17 protein-coding genes are annotated in these 17,962 nt (G+C 73.9%); 11 read left to right on the top strand and 6 right to left on the bottom strand.

What is annotated here, in order from left to right; all coding sequences use genetic code 11:
* The first annotated feature begins 79 nt into the window (after window positions 1-79).
* From mltG to ACWEPF_RS07680, 7 genes are all read left to right on the top strand, one after another.
* On the top strand, window positions 80-1,765 hold the full coding sequence (gene mltG / locus ACWEPF_RS07710; protein ID WP_452171847.1) for an endolytic transglycosylase MltG: 1,686 nt from the start codon (window positions 80-82) through the stop codon (window positions 1,763-1,765).
* 7 nt (window positions 1,766-1,772) lie between these two features.
* Window positions 1,773-2,606, top strand: a complete 834-nt coding sequence (locus ACWEPF_RS07705; protein ID WP_452171846.1) for a shikimate dehydrogenase — start codon at window positions 1,773-1,775, stop codon at window positions 2,604-2,606.
* Between the two features lie 135 nt (window positions 2,607-2,741).
* Window positions 2,742-3,926 (top strand): chorismate synthase, encoded by a 1,185-nt coding sequence (gene aroC / locus ACWEPF_RS07700; RefSeq protein WP_345279046.1) that lies wholly within the window; start codon window positions 2,742-2,744, stop codon window positions 3,924-3,926.
* On the top strand, window positions 3,923-4,435 hold the full coding sequence (locus ACWEPF_RS07695) for a shikimate kinase (protein ID WP_345279048.1): 513 nt from the start codon (window positions 3,923-3,925) through the stop codon (window positions 4,433-4,435). Before aroC ends, ACWEPF_RS07695 begins: the two co-directional genes overlap by 4 nt.
* Window positions 4,432-5,520 carry a 3-dehydroquinate synthase gene (aroB, locus tag ACWEPF_RS07690; protein ID WP_345279050.1) on the top strand — a complete coding sequence of 363 codons (1,089 nt, stop codon included), beginning with the start codon at window positions 4,432-4,434 and terminating at the stop codon, window positions 5,518-5,520. Before ACWEPF_RS07695 ends, aroB begins: the two co-directional genes overlap by 4 nt.
* Window positions 5,521-5,534: 14 nt before the next feature.
* Entirely contained in the window at window positions 5,535-5,975 is a 441-nt protein-coding gene (gene aroQ, locus ACWEPF_RS07685; protein ID WP_449795117.1) for a type II 3-dehydroquinate dehydratase, read from the top strand.
* A gap of 102 nt (window positions 5,976-6,077) precedes the next feature.
* Window positions 6,078-6,842, top strand: coding sequence for an AAA family ATPase (locus tag ACWEPF_RS07680; protein WP_452171845.1), 765 nt, complete (start codon window positions 6,078-6,080; stop codon window positions 6,840-6,842).
* Window positions 6,843-6,879: 37 nt separating this feature from the next.
* Here ACWEPF_RS07680 and ACWEPF_RS07675 read toward each other — a convergent pair whose 3' ends face one another.
* A complete protein-coding gene (locus tag ACWEPF_RS07675; RefSeq protein WP_452171844.1) occupies window positions 6,880-8,241 on the bottom strand; it encodes a ParB/Srx family N-terminal domain-containing protein in 1,362 nt (453 codons plus the stop codon).
* Window positions 8,242-8,470: 229 nt separating this feature from the next.
* Between ACWEPF_RS07675 and ACWEPF_RS07670 the strand changes: the two genes are divergently transcribed.
* Together ACWEPF_RS07670 and ACWEPF_RS07665 are read left to right on the top strand one after the other, a co-directional pair.
* A complete protein-coding gene (locus tag ACWEPF_RS07670) occupies window positions 8,471-9,280 on the top strand; it encodes an Fpg/Nei family DNA glycosylase (protein WP_345279056.1) in 810 nt (269 codons plus the stop codon).
* Window positions 9,281-9,339: 59 nt separating this feature from the next.
* Window positions 9,340-11,004, top strand: coding sequence for a peptide-N4-asparagine amidase (locus ACWEPF_RS07665; RefSeq protein WP_452171843.1), 1,665 nt, complete (start codon window positions 9,340-9,342; stop codon window positions 11,002-11,004).
* A gap of 156 nt (window positions 11,005-11,160) precedes the next feature.
* Here the strand turns inward: ACWEPF_RS07665 and ACWEPF_RS07660 are convergent, their stop codons facing one another.
* The 5 genes from ACWEPF_RS07660 to ACWEPF_RS07640 all read right to left on the bottom strand — a co-directional run bounded on the left by ACWEPF_RS07660 (window position 11,161) and on the right by ACWEPF_RS07640 (window position 15,672).
* Window positions 11,161-12,171 (bottom strand): DUF2278 family protein, encoded by a 1,011-nt coding sequence (locus ACWEPF_RS07660; protein WP_452171842.1) that lies wholly within the window; start codon window positions 12,169-12,171, stop codon window positions 11,161-11,163.
* Between the two features lie 141 nt (window positions 12,172-12,312).
* Window positions 12,313-13,098 (bottom strand): hypothetical protein, encoded by a 786-nt coding sequence (locus ACWEPF_RS07655; protein ID WP_452171841.1) that lies wholly within the window; start codon window positions 13,096-13,098, stop codon window positions 12,313-12,315.
* Between the two features lie 150 nt (window positions 13,099-13,248).
* On the bottom strand, window positions 13,249-13,413 hold the full coding sequence (gene rpmG / locus ACWEPF_RS07650; RefSeq protein WP_345279061.1) for a 50S ribosomal protein L33: 165 nt from the start codon (window positions 13,411-13,413) through the stop codon (window positions 13,249-13,251).
* 61 nt (window positions 13,414-13,474) lie between these two features.
* On the bottom strand, window positions 13,475-14,254 hold the full coding sequence (locus tag ACWEPF_RS07645; protein WP_449794913.1) for a potassium channel family protein: 780 nt from the start codon (window positions 14,252-14,254) through the stop codon (window positions 13,475-13,477).
* Between the two features lie 236 nt (window positions 14,255-14,490).
* A complete protein-coding gene (locus ACWEPF_RS07640) occupies window positions 14,491-15,672 on the bottom strand; it encodes an MFS transporter (protein WP_452171840.1) in 1,182 nt (393 codons plus the stop codon).
* 134 nt (window positions 15,673-15,806) lie between these two features.
* Between ACWEPF_RS07640 and ACWEPF_RS07635 the strand changes: the two genes are divergently transcribed.
* Together ACWEPF_RS07635 and ACWEPF_RS07630 are read left to right on the top strand one after the other, a co-directional pair.
* Entirely contained in the window at window positions 15,807-16,670 is an 864-nt protein-coding gene (locus ACWEPF_RS07635; protein WP_452171839.1) for a winged helix-turn-helix transcriptional regulator, read from the top strand.
* Between the two features lie 181 nt (window positions 16,671-16,851).
* A complete protein-coding gene (locus tag ACWEPF_RS07630) occupies window positions 16,852-17,871 on the top strand; it encodes an LLM class flavin-dependent oxidoreductase (RefSeq protein ID WP_452171838.1) in 1,020 nt (339 codons plus the stop codon).
* Window positions 17,872-17,962 lie beyond the last annotated feature (91 nt).

Raw genomic sequence — 17,962 nt, 5'->3', positions numbered from 1 at the left:
CGGTACGGTAACGTCTCCCTCCAGGCGTGTCGCTAGCACGCCGGTTCGAGAGGCTTGCCGGATCGGCTTAAGGGGATCGATGACGGATCTGGGCGGGGGCTACCAGCCCCAGGGCACGCAGCCGTGGCACCCGGGCGACCCCGGGTACGGCGGCTACGCCCAGGGACAGCAGCCCGGACAGCAGGGGCAGCAGCCGGGGCAGTACGGCTACCCTCAGCAACCCCAGCAGCCCGGTCCGTACGGCTACCCGCAGCAGCAGGGCTACCCCCAGCAGCCGCAGCAGCCGCAGTACGGTCAGCAGCCCCAGGCCCCGCAGCAGCCGCAGTACGGTCAGCAGCCCTACCAGCAGCCGCCGCAGGCCCCGCAGCAGCCGTACCAGCAGCAGGGCTACCCGCAGCAGCAGGTGCCCCAGCAGCCGATGCCTCCGCAGCAGGCCCAGCCGCAGCCCGCGCGCCGGCGCGCCGAGCCGGTCTCCGGCCCGGGCCCCGACGGCATCGACTGGGAGGCCGAGGCCGCCGCGCTGGACGCCCCCTCCCGCGTGCCGGCCGAGCCCGAGCCCGAGGAGGACTGGGCGGAGGAGGAGTACGCCGAGGAGCACGACCCGGAGCGGGAGTCCTTCTTCGGCGAGCAGGACGACTCGCGCTCGGCCGAGAAGCGCCGCAAGGAGAAGGGCAAGAAGGCCGGCCGCAAGAACAGCGGAGCCTGCCTGGTGGTCGCCCTGGTCCTGATCGGCGGCCTGGCCGGCGGTGGCTACTGGGGCTACAACTTCTACCAGAAGCACTTCGGCCCGCCGCCGGACTTCGTGGGCGAGGGCACCGGCACGGTCCAGATCGAGATCAAGCCGGGCACGGGCGACGCGATGGGCAAGGTGCTGCTCGACGCCGGCGTGGTGAAGAGCCTCGACGCCTTCCGCAACGCCTACGGCAAGAACCCCAAGGCGATGACCATCCAGCCGGGCTTCTTCACCATGCACCACCAGATGTCCGCCGAGGCGGCCGTCAAGCTGTTGGTGGACTCGGCCGGTGGCGCCGCGCTGATCCTGCCCGAGGGCCAGAAGGCCGTCGACATCTACAAGCGGATCGACGCCAAGCTCAAGCTGGCCCCGGGCACCACCGCGAACGTGGCCAAGGCCCAGGTCAACGACCTCGGCCTGCCCCCGTACGCCAACGGCAACATCGAGGGCTTCCTCTGGCCGGCCAAGTACTCGATCAGCGAGGGCATGAAGCCCGAGGACCTGCTCAAGCAGATGGTCAAGACCGCGACCGAGAAGTACCAGGCGCTCGGCCTGGACGCGGGCGCCCAGAAGGCCGGGGTCAAGAACGGCTACGAGGTCGTCATCGCGGCCAGCATCCTGCAGGCCGAGGGCAACAACTCGGCCGACTTCGGCAAGATGGCACGGGCGATGTCCAACCGCCTCAACATCAACGCCGGTCCGCCCAAGGGGACTTGGGGTCGGCTCGAACTGGACACGACCCTGCAGTACGAGCTGGGGCGCACCACCTTCTCGGCGGCCGAGCACGAGAAGGACACCCCGTACAACACGTACAAGCGGAAGGGCCTGCCGCCGACCCCGATCGCCAACCCCGGCGAGGAGGCGATCAACGCCGTCCTGAACCCGCCCGCGGGTGACTGGATCTACTGGATCGCCATGAACCCGCAGGAGACCCGCTTCGCCGCCACCTGGGACGAGCACCTGAAGAACGTCCAGGAGTGGTGCACCGGGCAGGGCAAGGGCTTCGACCAGAAGGCAGGTCAGTGCAAGTGAGGACGATGTGACCACGCAGCACCGGGCCGCCGTGCTCGGCTCGCCGATCGCCCACTCGCTCTCCCCGGTGCTGCACCGGGCCGGGTACGAGGCGCTCGGGCTGACGGAGTGGCGGTACGGGCGGCACGAGGTGGACGAGGCCGGGCTGGCCGGATTCGTCGAGGGGCTCGACCGGGCCGAGTGGGCCGGGCTGTCGCTGACCATGCCGCTGAAGCGGGTGGTCATGCCGCTGCTGGACGAGGTGAGCGCGGCCGCGCTCTCGGTGGACGCGGTGAACACGGTGGTGTTCGGTGCGGACGGCCGTCTGCGCGGGGACAACACCGACATCCCGGGCCTGGTCAACGCCCTGCGCGAGCGCGGCATCGAGCGGGTGGAGGCCGCCTCTGTGCTCGGCGCGGGCGCCACCGCCTCCTCGGCGCTGGCCGCGCTGGCACAGGTCTGCACCGGCGAGGTGACCGTCCACGTGCGCAGCCCCGAGCGGGCCGCCGAGATGCGGGAGCTCGGCGAGCGGCTCGGTCTGACGCTCCGTACGGCGCCGTGGGAGGACGGGGCGGCCGCGCTGGCCGCGCCGCTGACCGTCTCGACCACCCCGGCCGGGGCCACCGACCACTTCGCGGACGCCCTGCCCGCCGCGCCCGGGGCGCTGTTCGACGTGCTCTACCACCCCTGGCCGACGGCCCTGGTGGCGGCGGTGGAGGCGCGCGGGGCGACCGTGCTCGGCGGCCTGGACCTGCTGGTCCATCAGGCGGTGCTCCAGTTCGAGCAGTTCACCGGCATCGGGCGCGGCCCGCTCGACGCGATGCGCGCCGCGGGCGAGAAAGCCCTGGCAGGAGAGGTCTGACGGGGTCCGTTCGAACTGACAAGGTTCGGACCGTTCCTGTCCGCAACGCGGACCGTGCGACCGTTCCGTTTCCCGGCATGAAAGGATCGAGGGGAACGAACGCCTGGCCTGCGGGCCGCTGACGAAGGAGCTCCGTTGGGTACGTTGCGCTGGCTGACGGCGGGGGAGTCGCACGGCCCCGCACTGGTCGCGACGCTGGAGGGCCTGCCGGCCGGGGTGCCGGTGACCACCGCGATGGTCGCCGACGCGCTGGCCCGCCGTCGGCTCGGCTACGGCCGCGGTGCCCGGATGAAGTTCGAGCAGGACGAGGTGACCTTCCTCGGCGGCGTCCGGCACGGCGAGACCATGGGCAGCCCGGTGGCGATCATGGTCGGCAACACCGAGTGGCCCAAGTGGGAGCAGGTCATGTCGGCCGACCCGGTCGACCCGGAGATCCTCGCGGGCCTGGCCCGGAACGAGGCGCTGACCCGCCCGCGTCCCGGCCACGCCGACCTGGCCGGCATGCAGAAGTACTCGATCGAGGAGGCCCGCCCGATCCTGGAGCGCGCCTCCGCGCGTGAGACCGCGGCCCGCGTCGCGCTCGGCGCCGTCGCCCGCTCCTACCTCAAGGAGACCTGCGGCATCGAGATCGTCTCGCACGTGGTCGAGCTGGCCGCCGCCAAGGCCCCGGCCGGCGTGCTGCCGCTGCCCTCCGACGAGGCCCGCCTCGACGAGGACCCGGTGCGCTGCCTGGACGCCGACGCGTCCAAGGCGATGGTGGCCGAGATCGACCAGGCCCACAAGGACGGCGACACCCTGGGCGGCGTGGTCGAGGTGCTGGCCTACGGCGTCCCCGTCGGCCTGGGCTCGCACGTGCACTGGGACCGCCGCCTGGACGCGCGCCTGGCCGCCGCCCTGATGGGCATTCAGGCGATCAAGGGCGTCGAGGTCGGCGACGGCTTCGACCTGGCCCGCGTCCCCGGCTCCAAGGCGCACGACGAGATCGTCCCGACCCCCGAGGGGATCAAGCGCACCTCCGGCCGCTCCGGCGGCACCGAGGGCGGCCTCTCCACCGGCGAGCTGCTGCGGGTGCGCGCCGCCATGAAGCCGATCGCCACCGTGCCGCGCGCCCTGCAGACCCTGGACGTGCGCACCGGCGAGCCCGCCAAGGCGCACCACCAGCGCTCCGACGTCTGCGCCGTCCCGGCGGCCGGCATCGTCGCCGAGGCGATGGTGGCGCTGGTGCTGGCCGACGCGGTGGCCGAGAAGTTCGGCGGCGACAACGTCTCCGAGACCCGCCGCAACGTGCAGGGCTACCTCGACAACCTGATCGTCCGATGACCGCACCGCTGGTCGTGCTGGTCGGCCCTCCCGGGGCCGGCAAGAGCACCGTCGGCAGGCTGCTCGCCGAGCGCCTCGGCGTCACCTTCCGGGACACCGACGCGGACATCGAGGAGACGGCCGGCAAGCCCATCCCGGAGATCTTCGTGGACGAGGGCGAGCCGCACTTCCGGGAGCTGGAGGTGGCGGCCGTCGCGGCCGCCGCCTCCGGGCACCCCGGGGTGCTCTCGCTGGGCGGCGGCGCGGTGATGGCCGAGGCCACCCGCGAGGTGCTGCGCGAGCTGCCGGTGGTCTTCCTGGAGGTCGCGCTCGGCGACGCGGTCAAGCGCGTCGGCCTGGACGCGCCCCGGCCGCTGCTGGCGATCAACCCGCGGGCCCGCTGGCGCGAGCTGATGGAGGCCCGCCGTCCCCTCTACCTGGAGGTGGCGACGGCCGTGGTGGACACCGAGGGCCGCACCCCCGAGCAGGTCGCGGACGCCGTACTGGAAGCACTGGAGTTGAAGGCATGAGTGACACCGTCACCATCCACGTCGGCGGCAGCGCCGGGCACGACCCGTACGACGTGCTGATCGGGCACCAGCTGCTGGGCGAGCTGGGCGGGCTGATCGGCACCAAGGCCAAGCGGGTCGCGATCATCCACCCGGAGGCCCTGGAGGCCACCGGCGAGGCGATCCGCGAGGACCTGGCGGCCGAGGGCTACGAGGCGATCGTCCTCCAGGTGCCCAACGCCGAGGAGGCCAAGAGCGCCGAGGTGGCCGCGTACTGCTGGTCGGTGCTCGGCCAGACCGGCTTCACCCGCAGCGACGTCATCGTCGGCCTCGGCGGCGGCGCCACCACCGACCTGGCCGGCTTCGTGGCGGCCACCTGGCTGCGCGGGGTGCGCTGGGTCTCGATGCCCACCACGCTGCTCGGCATGGTGGACGCGGCGGTCGGCGGCAAGACCGGCATCAACATCGCCGAGGGCAAGAACATGGTCGGCGCCTTCCACCCGCCGGTGGGCGTGCTGGCCGACCTGGCCACCCTGGAGACCGTGCCCAAGCACGACTACGTCTCCGGTCTGGCCGAGGTGATCAAGTGCGGCTTCATCGCCGACCCGGTCATCCTCGACCTGATCGAGGCGGACCCGGAGGGGGCGAAGACCCCGGCCGGCCCGCACACCGTGGAGCTGATCCGGCGCGCCATCCAGGTCAAGGCCGACGTGGTCTCCGGCGACCTCAAGGAGTCGGGCCTGCGGGAGATCCTCAACTACGGCCACACCCTCGGCCACGCCATCGAGCGCAACGAGCGCTACAAGTGGCGGCACGGCGCCGCGATCTCCATCGGCATGGTCTTCGCCGCCGAACTCGCCCGGCTCGCCGGGCGGTTGGACGACGAGACGGCCGACCGGCACCGCTCGGTGCTGGCCTCGGTCGGCCTGCCGCTGAGCTACCGGGCGGACGCCTGGCCGAAGCTGCTGGACGCCATGCGGATCGACAAGAAGTCCCGCGGCGACCTGCTGCGCTTCATCGTGCTGGACGGCCTGGGCAAGACCTCCGTGCTGGAGGGCCCGGACCCGCAGGTGCTGGTCGCCGCCTACGCGGAGGTCTCCTCGTGACCGGGGCGCCCGAGGTGACCAGGGTGCTGGTGCTCAACGGCCCCAACCTCGGCCGCCTGGGCAGCCGGGAGCCGGACGTCTACGGCGCCACCTCCTACGCCGGCCTGGTCGAGCGCTGCACCGCGCTCGGCAAGGAGCTCGGCCTGGAGGTCGAGGTCCGGGAGACCAACTCCGAGCAGGCGATGATCGAGTGGCTGCACGAGGCGGCCGACGGGCGGACCCCCGTGGTGATCAACCCCGGGGCGTTCACCCACTACTCGTACGGGATGCGGGACGCGGCCGCGCAGCGCACCGCGCCGCTGATCGAGGTGCACATCTCCAACCCGTACGCCCGGGAGACCTTCCGGCACAACTCGGTGATCGCCGCCGTCGCCTCCGGCACGGTGGCCGGCTTCGGCATCGGCTCCTACGAGCTGGCGCTGCGCGCGCTGGCCGAGCAGCTCGTCACCAAGTGACCCGCGGCGCGTCCGGCCCGGCCTGACGGACGATCAGTTGCCTGGTGGCGGGCTTGTGCCCGCCACCAGGGCGCCGTGTAGTCTCCCGGACGGGAGGTGCAAGTGACGCAGTACGCAGGGGGTACGGGGGGCCACGTGCCGCCGCCGGGCCACTCCTTCGCGCCCGCGGGCGGGCACCCGCCGTACCCGGTCGGGCCTCCGCCGCCGGCCCGGCCGCCGTACCCCGTCGCGCCGCCCCCGCACACCGGCCACTTCCCGATGGCGCACGGCGCGCCCGTGCCCCCGCCGTACGCGGTGCAGCCGACCCTGGCGGTGCTGCTGATCGGCCCGGCCGGGGCCGGAAAGACCACGGTGGCCCGGTACTGGGCCGAGCGACGTCCGACGCCGACCGCGCACATCTCGCTGGACGACGTCCGCGAGTGGGTGCAGGCCGGCTTCGCCGACCCGCAGTCCGGGTGGAACGACGCCTCCGAGGCGCAGTACCGGCTGGCCCGCCGCACCTGCGGCTTCGCCTGCCGCAACTACCTGGCCAACGGCATCTCCTGCATCATCGACGACGCGGTCTTCCCCGACCAGCCCGCCGTCGGCCTCGGCGGCTGGCAGCGGCACATCGGCCCGGGCATGATCCCGGTGGTGCTGCTCCCCGGCCTGGACTCGGTGCTGGCCCGCAACGCCCGCCGCAGCGGCAACCGGCGGCTGGCGGACGAGGAGGTGGCTCGGATCCACGGCCGGATGGCCGGTTGGTACAGCACCGGGCTGCCGATCATCGACAACTCCCAGCTGGACGTGGCGGGCACGGCGGCCGCACTGGACCGCGTGGTGGCGGCCCGGCTGTCCGCCCACGCGGGGGGACAGCCGGGCCGCTGACGGGCCGTCAGCCGGCGGCCCGGGTCCGTCCGGTGGATCAGGCCGGGTTGCCGACCAGCTGGACCGGGCCGTTCAGGGTGTTCGGGGTGCAGCCGGGGGCCGACAGGGTGAGCTTGTCCTTGGTGTAGACGACGCTCAGCGGGCCGGTCAGCACGGTGCCACAGAGCTGCACGGTGCCCGCGCCGACGGCCTGGACGGGGCCGGTGACCTCCGAGCCCTTCACCACCAGGCTGGCGCCGCCGTAGACCACGACCGGGCCGAACTGCTGGGCGCCGGTCAGGCAGGTGGTGCCGGAGCCGACCACCAGCGGGCCGTTGTGACGGCCGGTCAGGGTGGTGGTGCAGGCCGGGCCGGCGGGGACCTTGGCGCGGAAGTCCAGCGCGTAGGCGATCTTGCCGGGCTTGGCCTCGGTGATCGGCGCGCTCAGCTTGCCGAACTCGCCGCCGGTGGGCTTCTTGCCGTTGTTCCAGGCGGCCATCCGGCCGAGCTGGTCGGCGGTGCGGCCGTCGGGGGTGACCACGGTGGAGCCGGGCACGGCGGTCATCGCCTGCGAGGCGGTGCGCACCGCGTTCAGGTAGGAGGCCGCGTTGGTGGCGTCGTACGAGCCCGGCAGGCCGATGCCCTGGCCGCGCAGCCAGTCGCCCCACTGGAACTCCAGGTACTCGGCCGCGTCGGCCGGCACCGCGTAGCCGATGTCCCGGGTGAAGTAGACCAGGCTGCGGTACGGGTCGTCGTGGAAGTTGGCCAGCCCGAGGCGGGTGGGCAGCTGGGCGACGGTGACGGCCTGGTTGTTCTCGTCCAGCAGGCGCACCCACTTGTGCTCCTGCATCTGCTGCCAGAACTCGGCCTGCGGGAGCTTGCTGTAGTTGGCCTGGACGATCAGGCGGATGTGCAGCTTCTGCCCGCCGTCCGGGGCCTCCAGGAAGGAGGTCAGGGTGTGGTGGCCGTCCGTCAGGTAGAGGGCGCCGCCCGGGCCCACCACCACGGTCTTCATCTCGGAGCGGCTCTCCTCGGTCTCCTGGCCCACCGCGATGGTGCAGGTGAAGGTGGAGGCGTCGGAGATCTTCGCGCCCGGCTGGACGGTGGCGGCCACGCCCTGGCCGTTGGTCTCGCACCAGTCGTCGAAGCGCTTGTTGAAGCTGCCGTTGGCCTCGTCCTTGGCGGAGGTGTAGCGGCCGAGCTTGTAGTAGACCTCGTCGTAGCCGACGGCCGGCTGGGTCGGGCGCAGCTGGTCCAGGGTGACGTCCAGCAGGTCGCCGGGCTGGGCCTTGAGCGCCGGGTTGGGCGCGGCGGCGGCGGGGGAGGCGACGGCGGTCAGGCCGGTCACCGCGAGCAGACCGGCCGCGGCGGCGGCGAGCACGGCGCGGGTGCGGTGCTGCGGGGCGGGGGCGGGGCTCATGGGGCGACTCCTGCGGTGGTGGCCGGTGTGCGACGGGTGCTGGCGCATATCCATCCACTGACGGCACCTCGGCGGGTGGCCACAGGGTGGTGCGGAGATGGCGGGGGCGTGAACCCTGTCCGTCGCGCCCCTGGGAAGTCCCTGGAGGGGCGGCCGGCGGCCCGTCGGGGGTGTCGGTCCGGGCTGCGAGAATGGAGCCCTCGCCGTCACCGTCCGGGAGGGGACCGTCTTGCCCGAGGGCCACATCATCCACCGTCTCGCCACCGAGCACGCCAAGGGCTTCGCCCACCGTCCGGTCGCCGTCTCCAGCCCGCAGGGGCGGTTTGCCGACGGCGCGCGGCTGATCGACGGTCAGGTCCTGACGGAGGCCCAGGCCCACGGCAAGCACCTCTTCCTCGGCTTCTCCGAGGACCGCTGGCTGCACGTCCACCTCGGCCTGTACGGGGAGTTCACCTTCGGCCCGGCCCCCGCCCCCGCCCCGGTCGGCCTGGTCCGGCTGCGGCTGGAGAACGACGAGCTCTTCTCCGACCTGCGCGGGCCGAACACCTGCGAGCTGCTCACCGGCGCCGAGAAGGCCGCCGTGCACGCCCGGCTCGGCCCCGACCCGCTGCGGCCCGGCGCCTCCTCCGAGGACGCCTGGCGGTACGTCAGCCGCAGCCGCACCACCGTCGCCGCGCTGCTGATGGACCAGAAGGTGCTGGCCGGCGTCGGGAACGTCTACCGCGCCGAGGTGCTGTTCCGCCTGGGCATCGACCCGCACCGGGCGGGCAGGGACCTCACCCGGGAGGAGTGGGACGCGGTCTGGGCGGACTTGGTGGTGCTGATGGCCGACGGCGCGATGATCGGCCGGATCGACACCGTCCGCCCCGAGCACACCCCCGAGGCGATGGGCCGCCCGCCCCGGGTGGACGACCACGGCGGCGAGGTCTACGTCTACCGCCGCGCCGGGATGCCCTGCCTGGTCTGCGGCACCGAGGTCCGCACGGAGGCGCACGCGGCACGCAACCTCTTCTGGTGCCCGAGCTGCCAGCGGGCGTGAGGGCGGCCCCGCGGGCTGATTGACAGGTTCAGTACAGCAGCGGAAGGATGCCGGTGCCCTTGACGATCCGTCAGCACCGGCATCCGGAGGCCGTCTTGCCCGCACCCTCGCTCCCGCGCCGCGCGGCCCGCGCGCTCGGCGCCGTCCTGCTGGCCCTGGCCGCCGTGCTGGCCGGCAGTGCCCCCGCCCACGCCGACTTCGGCAGCGACTACCACGACCCGATGACCGCGGCGAAGCCGCTGACCCGCCCGGACACCCGCTCCTGCACCGTCGAGGTGATGCACGAGCGGGCCTTCCGCGAGGGGTACGGCAACCCTCCGGACACCCCGTACGCGGGCACCCTCACGGTGCCGCCCGCCTGCGCCGGCCCCTGGTCGATGGTGGTGCTGGACCTGCACGGCAGTGTGGCCGGGCGGCAGTACGACCGCCTGTTCACCGTCCGGGTCGGCGGGGTCGAGGTGCTGCTCTCCTCCACCCCCGAGCCCTCCAAGGACGGCATCGAGTGGCGCCTGGAGCGCGACCTCACCCGCTACGCGCCGGTGCTGACGGGCAGCCGGCCGTTCGAGTTCGACCTGGCCAACGTCACCAACGAGACCTACACCGGGGTCTTCGTGATCTCCGCCTCGGTCACCTTCTACACCGCCTCGCCGAAGTGGCCGGCCGCCCGCACCGCCGACCGGGTGCTCACCTCCGGACCGTTCGCCCTGGACGCCGCCCGCCTCTCCACGGCCCGGGAGTACAGCTTCCCGCCCAACCTGGAGGCGCTCACCGCCGAGCTCTACGTGCGCGGCGGCGGGGCCTGCGAGGAGTTCGCCTACGCCTCCGCCCCGCAGGAGTTCGTCACCGCCAACCCCGGCCGGGGGTACTGCGGCCAGGGCCCGTTCCGCGAGCTGCGGCTCGCCGTGGACGGCGTGGTGGCCGGCGCGGTCTGGCCCTACCCCGTGATCTACACCGGCGGCTGGGACCCGCTGCTCTGGCGGCCCACCCCCGGCCTGTTCGCCTTCGAGCTGCCCGCCTACCGCCTGGACCTCACCCCGTACGTCGGGCTGCTGCTGGACGGCCGCCCGCACACCCTCTCGGTCACCCTCGACCGGGCCGAGCAGCAGAGCAACGACTCCTGGACCGGTCAGCTCAACCTCTTCGCCGAGCTGGACGAGGGCAGCGCCCGCACCACCGGCGCCCTGACCCGCCACCAGGTGGCCGCCGCCGTCGAGCCGGTCACCGCCCTCACCGACCTCGGCGGCGGCAGCGGGGACTGGACCGTCACCGCACGGCGGCAGGACGTGGCCGAGGGCTGGGTGCAGACCTCGCACGGGCGGGTCCGCACCGAGGTGAGCAGCAGTCAGGTCTTCGGCTCCACCCAGCAGCTGCGGGAGGAGGGCGCCGCACTCAAGCTGGCCAACCGGCTGGACCAGACCTGGACCACGCACCGCAGGGGCGGCGGGCCGCAGCGGGTGGAGACGGTGAGCGAGGGCGTCCCGCTGACGGTGGACTACCGCTACGGCCAGGACGGCCAGCGCACCTCGATGGTGATGGGCCGGCACCGCACCGAGACCGCCGACGGGGTGCGCCGCACCCTGGACCACACCTACGCCCCGACCGCCGAACGCCGCGACGGCGCCACCCCGGTCCGCACCGCCACGGCGGTCGAGACCTACCGCTCCACCGGCCCCGAGGGCCCGTACGCCCGGACGATCACCACCCGGGACGGCTGGCCGCTCTGACGCCCCGTCGCCCGCCCGGGGCAGCCCTCCGGGCGGGCGACGACGGCCGGGTGAGTGAGCCCTCCGGGCGGGAGGACCGGGATGGAGCGGGGGCCGGAGGGGAGCTCGCGCCTTCGGCCCTTCCCGTACCCGCCTCGCCCGGAGGGCCGCGGCGGCTCAGAAGGTGAGCGTCCGGCCCTCCTGCTTGGCCTGCTTGGCCGTGTACGAGACGCCGTGCACCTTCAGCCCGGCCGGGTCCAGCAGGGTGATCACCCCGCCGCCGTTCTCCAGCTCGAAGCCGCCCCCGCCGCTCACCGCGAGGCTGGCGCCGGGCTCCAGCCGCTGGGCCGGGAGCGACAGGCGGCGCTTGGAGCGGTCGGCCAGCTGCCAGCCCGTCAGGTCGACCGGGGCGGCGGAGGTGTTGAGCACGGTGACCTTCTCCCGGCCCCGGTCCGGGCCGACCGGGTTCACCAGGGCGGAGACGATCCGCAGGCTGGCCGGGGTGTGGTCGTCCGGGCGGCCGGGGGTGCCGGGGAGGGTGTGGCCGGTGGCGTCGTCGGTGTGCCAGGCCTGCGACTGGAAGGCCAGGAAGACCGCGATCCAGCGGTCCTCGGCGGGCAGGTGGACCAGCAGCGCGCCGTCCTGGTAGACCCCGTCGTCGCCCTTGAAGCGGCCGCTGTTGCCCTGGTTCATGTGGACGTCGTGCACGCCGTTGCCCGGCTCGAAGCCGAAGACCTTGTCCGGCTTGCCGGGCTCCGGGCCGAAGCGCTCGCCGAAGACGTGCAGCACCGCCGCCGGGTCGGCGACGGCGCGCAGCACGAAGTGGTCCAGCAGGTCGGCCAGGTCGTTGTCCACGCCCGGCAGGTCCGGCGGCAGGGTGCGCAGCTTCGCCGGGTCGAAGAGGTTGCCCCGGATGAAGTCCACCGCGGCGGTGCCGGCCTTGGAGGGCAGCGGCGCCCAGCCGGTGCCGGTGGCCGGGAGCAGCGCGGTGAGCGGGTGGCGGAAGTCGTCCACCACCGCGTACAGCAGCTCCGAAGGGGCCTGCTGGGACTGGACGTTGACGGCGGCCCGGTAGTCGGTGCCGTGGGTGTCGCGCAGGTGGATCTGGTAGTGCGGGGTGTCGGTGGCGCCCTCGCGGCGGCGGGCGACGGCGCGGGCGGAGAGCACGCCGTAGTTCTTGAGCGGCATGGGTCACGGTCCTTCGAGGGTGCGGCGGTCCGGTTCGGCCACCGTTATCCCGCAGTGCGGCGCGCGGCGTCCGGGGAACGGCCTCCTGTTCACCCGTCGGTGGCCGAACCGTTGCCCGGGCCCGGTTCACCCCTGCGGGGATCAGCGACGGCGGCGCCGGAGGATCGAGTGCACGGTGAAGGCGGCCAGCGCGACGGTGAGCAGCCCGGCGAGCCAGAGCGAGAACGGGTCCGGCCCGGTGGCGGCGGCCGGGGCCGCCACGGGGGCGGGCTCCTCGCTGGAGGGCTGCGCGTCCGGCGAGGCGGTGCCGGAGGGCTTGGCGGTGGCCTTGGGCGAGGCGGTGCCGCGGCCGGAGCGGCTGGGGGAGGGGCTCGGGGCGGGGCCGCCGTACTGGAAGACGGCCAGCGCCTGCTCCTTGCCCTCCAGGCCGCCGGTGGCCGGATCCTCGCCGGTGCTGATCAGGACGGGCGCGTCGAGGCCGCTGCTGGTGAGCTGGTAGCTGCCCTTGGCGGCCTTGCCCGCCAGGGTGACCTTCGCCTTGACCGTCAGGGTGCCGTGCGGCTGGACGGTGACGGCGCCGGCGGGCTCGGTCAGGCTCCAGCGGCCGCTCGGGTCCACCCGGTCGGAGTGGCGCCAGCCGCCGTTCGCCGGGTCCTGCCAGACCACCGTGATCCCGTCGGTGGGGACGCCGCCGGTGCGGGCGTTGGTGGAGACGGCGAGCGAGAAGCCGCCGGGCTGGATGCGGTGCGGGGAGGTCGAGCTGACGGTCAGGGTGACTTCGAAGGTGCCGCCGACCGGCAGGGTGGCGGGCACCCCGCCGAAGGTGGTGGTGATCCTGCCGTTGCGCACTTCGGCGGCCTGCGCGGTCTGAGCCGCCGTCAACACCACCGACGCTGCCAGCAGCCCCGCGGCCAGCGGACGTGCCATCTCCCTGCCCCCTCCGACGTACCGGCCGAGCTGCGCCGAGGACCGGATGCTAGCAACCGGGACGGGTGAGCCTCCGGCCGCCCCGCAGGCGGGGACGTGGACCGGCCCCGGACGGTTCCCCCGGAGGGGCCGCCCGGGGCCGGGCGGGGCTCAGCGCTCTTCGCGGAAGAGCACGTGCTCGCGGGCGACCGGGTCGAACTTGCGCAGGACCAGGCGGTCCGGGTCGTTGCGCCGGCTCTTCCGGGTGACGTAGGTGTAGCCCGTCCCGGCCGTGGACTTCAGCTTCACGATCGGGCGCAGGTCGGTGCTGGCCATCCGGTCCTCCTCGGTTCGTGGTTCCCGGCCGTCACCGACTGGAAACCGTTTTCACCTCGGCTCAACGCGGCCCCGCCCCGGTCCATTCCCCCGCACCTGACGGAGTGCCGACCAGTCCGTCCGGAACGGTGGCGGACAGCTCGGCCACCTGGCGGCGCAGCTCCCGGACCTCCTCGGTGAGTTCGCGGATCGCCAGGTGGTTGACGTGGTCCATCCGCTCCTCGGCGTCGGCGCGCGAGATGAACCAGGCGGCGATGTTCGCCGTCACCACGCCGAGCAGGGCGATGCCCGAGAGCATCAGCCCGACCGCCAGCAGCCGGCCCAGCCCGGTGGTCGGGGTGTGGTCGCCGTACCCGACCGTGGTCATGGTGGTGAAGGACCACCAGAGCGCGTCGTCCAGGGTCTTGATGTTGGCGGTGGGGGAGGAGCGCTCGATGTCCAGCACGGCCAGCGAGCCGAAGACCAGCAGCCCGATCACCGCCCCCACCACGTAGGTGGTCAGCCGTACCTGGGCGGCCATCCGCACCCGCTGCCCGGCCAGCACCGCGGTGGAGACCAGCCGCAGCAGCCGCAGCGGCCCCGCCAGCGGCAGCACCACGGCCAGCAGCGAGAGCGGCTGCGAGCGGACGAACCGCCAGCGCTGCTCGGCCAGGTAGAACCGCACCAGGTAGTCGCAGGTGAGCGCGGCCCAGACCACCCACTCCGTCCACCAGGCCGCGTGGAGCAGCGCGACCGAGCCCTCGGGGTGCAGGATCGGCGCGGCGTACGCGACCGCGAAGAGCACCGACAGGACCATCAGCGGGAGCTGGGTGCGGCACTCCCAGCGCTCGAGGCGGGTCATCCGCGCTACCTCCTGGGCGGTGCGGGCCCCGTGGCGGTCCGGGACCCCGGACGGGTGGGGCGGCACGACCTTCTCACATCCCCGCCGCCCGACGGTTCCTGTACGCGCGGTCCGTCAACTCCGGTCGACCTGCCCCGGCGCGGCCGCCGAGCCGCTCGCCGGGTCGGGCGGCTGGAGCCGTCCGGAGACCGCCGACCGGATCAAGTCCTGCCCGCCGAGGGCGCCGTGACGGCGGCTCAGGCGTGCTCCATGGCCCCGGCCGCCGCGGCCGCCGGCGCGGGCAGCGGGGGCCGGGAGCGCAGGGCGGGGGAGGCGGCCAGCAGGACCGCCGCCCCCGCGAGCAGGCCGGCTCCGGCGCAGAGCGGCCAGAGCAGGCCGGGCGCCGCGTCGTACACCGCCCCGCCGATCGCCGGGGCGAGTACGGAGCCGCTGATCGAGGCGCCCGCGTACAGGCTCTGGAAGCGCCCCTGGAGGTGGAGCGGGGCGCAGTCCGCGACGTAGGCGGTGGCGGGGGTCTTGTAGAGGATCTCGCCGAGGGTCAGCAGCGCCATGGTGGCGACCGCGAGCCAGACCGAGGCGCCGAGCACCAGCAGGCCGTAGGCGAGACCGACCAGGCCCAGGCCGGCGCCGATGATCCGCAGTGGGGAGCGCTTGCGCAGGGCCACGGTGGCGGGAAGTTCCAGGCAGAGGATCACGCCGCCGTTGATCGCCATCAGGGCGCCGTACACCTCGCTGCCGATGCCGTGGTCCCGGAGGAAGACCGGCAGGGTGCCGTACTGCTGGCGGTAGACGGTGTCGATCACCACGACGGCCGGCAGCAGCACCAGGAGGGCCGGCCGGGCCCGCAGCGCGCTCCACAGCGACTCGCCCCCGGCGGCGACGGCGGCCCGCTCGGCCCTGCCCGGGTCGGCGGTGAGCACCAGCGCCGCGTACCCGGCGAACAGCAGCGCGCCGATCCCGTCGGCCAGGAAGAGCCACCCGTACGAGACCTGAGCCGCGATCAGACCGCCGAGCGGCGCGCCGAGCGCGAAGCCCGCGTTCCCGGCGAAGCGCATCACCGCGACGCCCTGCCGCCGCGCCCCGGCCGGGACGGCGGCGGTGACCAGGGTGGCGTTGGCCGCCCGGGCCGCGCCGGAGGCGTACATCGACAGCGGCAGCACCAGCAGCAGGGCCGCGACCGGCAGCACCGGCAGCACGATCAGCCCCGCGCCGGAGACCACCGAGCTGATCAGCAGGACCCGCCGGTGGCCGAGGTGGTCGCCGAACCAGCCGCCGGTGAAGTTCCCCGCCACCGACCCGATCCCGCCCACGCCCGCGACCAGGCCCGCCTCGGCGACGCCGATGCCGCGCTCGGAGGTCAGGAAGAGGAAGAGGTAGACGAAGGTGAAGGCGGTCATGGTGTTGACGAAGATGCCCACCGACAGGAGCCAGACGGCCCTCGGTACTGCTCGCACGTGATCGGCCCCCGCTAGTCAGTTCCTTTGGGGAACGGACTATGCCAGCATGGGAGGGTGAGGGTCAACGGCAATCGGTGGTCGGCGGAGGAGGTCGGGTGCCCAGACGAGGCGGGCCCGGGGACGAGAACTGCGCCGTCGCCCAGTCCCTGGACGTGGTCGGCGACGCCTGGACGCTGCTGATCGTCCGCGACATCGCGCGCGGCCAGCACCGCTTCGACGGCCTCCAGCACGAACTCGGGCTCTCCCGGAAGGTCCTGACGGAGCGTCTGGCCCTGCTGGTGGACTCCGGGGTGCTCAGCCGCGAGCCCTACCAGAGCCGCCCGCCGCGCTACGAGTACCGCCTCACCGAGCGCGGGCGCGGGCTGCTGCCGGTGCTGGTCGCGCTCCAGGACTGGGGCGACACCTGGCTGCTCGGCGACGGCAGCTACACCGCCACCGCCGACGAGCACTCCCGCGAGGCCGAGCGCGTCCACGCGCTGCTCGGCACCCGGGTCCCCGAGCTGCTGCTCCCCACGGCGGACGGGCCGCTCGACCCGGTGGCCGGGCTCACCGTCCTCTACTGCTTCCCCGGGGCCTTCGCCCGCCCCGAGCTCTACCCGCCCGGCTGGGGCGCCGTCCCCGGCGCGGCCGGCTGCACCCTCGAATCCCGTGGCTACCAGGCCCGGCTGGCCGAGTTCACCGCCGCCGGGGCCGCCGTGCACGGCGTCTCCACCCAGCGCACCGACGAACAGCGCGCCTTCGCCGAGGCCGAGGGGCTCGCCTTCCCGCTGCTCTCCGACGCCGCCCTCGAACTGGCCGCGGCGCTGCGCCTCCCCACCCTCCGGGCCGGCGGCACCACCCGCCTCAAGCGCCTCACCCTGGTGATCGGCCCCGACCGGACGGTCCGTCAGGTCCAGTACCCGGTCACCGACATCGCGGTGAGCATCGAGACGGCGCTGCGGGAGGTCGCGGCCGGCTGACCGGGGCCACGTGCTGCCGGGACGTCACGGCCGTGTTGCCCCCGATGTCCATTCCGGCCCGACCCTTGATCGTCTCCCCCGTCGCGTGTGACCGTGGCCGGGCGCCCGGTGACCGGCCGGGCGGTGTCGGTCGACCCGCGCCGTACCGCGTCCGGCCCGTCGCGGAGAACGGAGGCCCCCGGTGCCCTCGCCCTCGCAGCCCCTGCGCAAGCTGGGCTTCCTGACCATCGGGCTGTTCGACCCCGCCGATCCCGGCAAGGGCCACGAGTCCACCCTGCGGATCATCGAACTCGGTGAGCAGCTCGGCTTCGACGGCGCCTGGGTGCGCCACCGGCACCTCCAGTACGGGATCTCCTCGCCGGTCGCCGTCCTGGCGGCCGCCACCCAGCGCACCCACCGGATCGAACTGGGCACCGCGGTCATCCCGCTGGGCTGGGAGAACCCGCTGCGCCTGGCCGAGGACCTGGCAACCGTCGACCTCCTCTCCGGCGGCCGGCTCAACCCCGGAGTCAGCGTCGGCCGCCCCGGTCACTGGGACCAGGTCGCCCCCGCGCTGTACCCGGACACCGCGGCGGTCGAGGAGTTCGGCTACGAGCGGGTGCGGCGACTGCTGGACTTCGTCAAGGGCGAGCCCGCCACCGACTTCAGCGGCGTCGAAGGCATCGAGGTGTACTCCGACCGGGTCCAGCCCGTGGCCCCCGGCCTGGCGGACCGCCTCTGGTACGGCGGCGGGAGCCTGCGCTCGGCCCGCTGGGCGGGCGAGCAGGGGCTGAACCTGCTGACCAGCAACGTGGTCCGGGCGGAGGAGTCGGAGGACTTCGCCACCATCCAGCGCTCGCAGATCGACGCCTTCCGCAGCCACCACCCGCAGGGCGCCCGCGCCCGGGTCTCCCAGGGTCTGGTGGTCGTCCCCACCGACAGCGCCACGCCCGAGCAGCGCGCGAAGTACCTGGCGTACGCGCGGAACCGGCTCCCGCGCACCGCCACCCCGCAGGGGCCGTCCCGGATGATGTTCGCGCCGGACCTGGTCGGGACCTCCGCCGAGATCGCCGAACGGCTGTACGCCCACGCCGGGTTCCAGGCGGTCGACGAAGCGGTCTTCGCGCTGCCGTTCAGCTTCGAGCACGAGGACTACGTCCAGATCCTCACGGACATCGCCACCCGGCTCGCTCCGGCCCTCGGCTGGCGTTCGGCGGCGTGACCGCGGTCGACCGGCGTGGGGTGGTGGTCGCACCGGGGGCGCGGGGGACTGCGCGCTGCGGGAGGCGCCGAGCGTGTGCCGGGTACGGCGA

The organism is Kitasatospora sp. NPDC004289 (genome assembly GCF_053602875.1).
The sequence above is the reverse complement of the archived record's forward strand: the minus strand, read 5'-3'. Positions and strand labels throughout refer to the sequence as shown.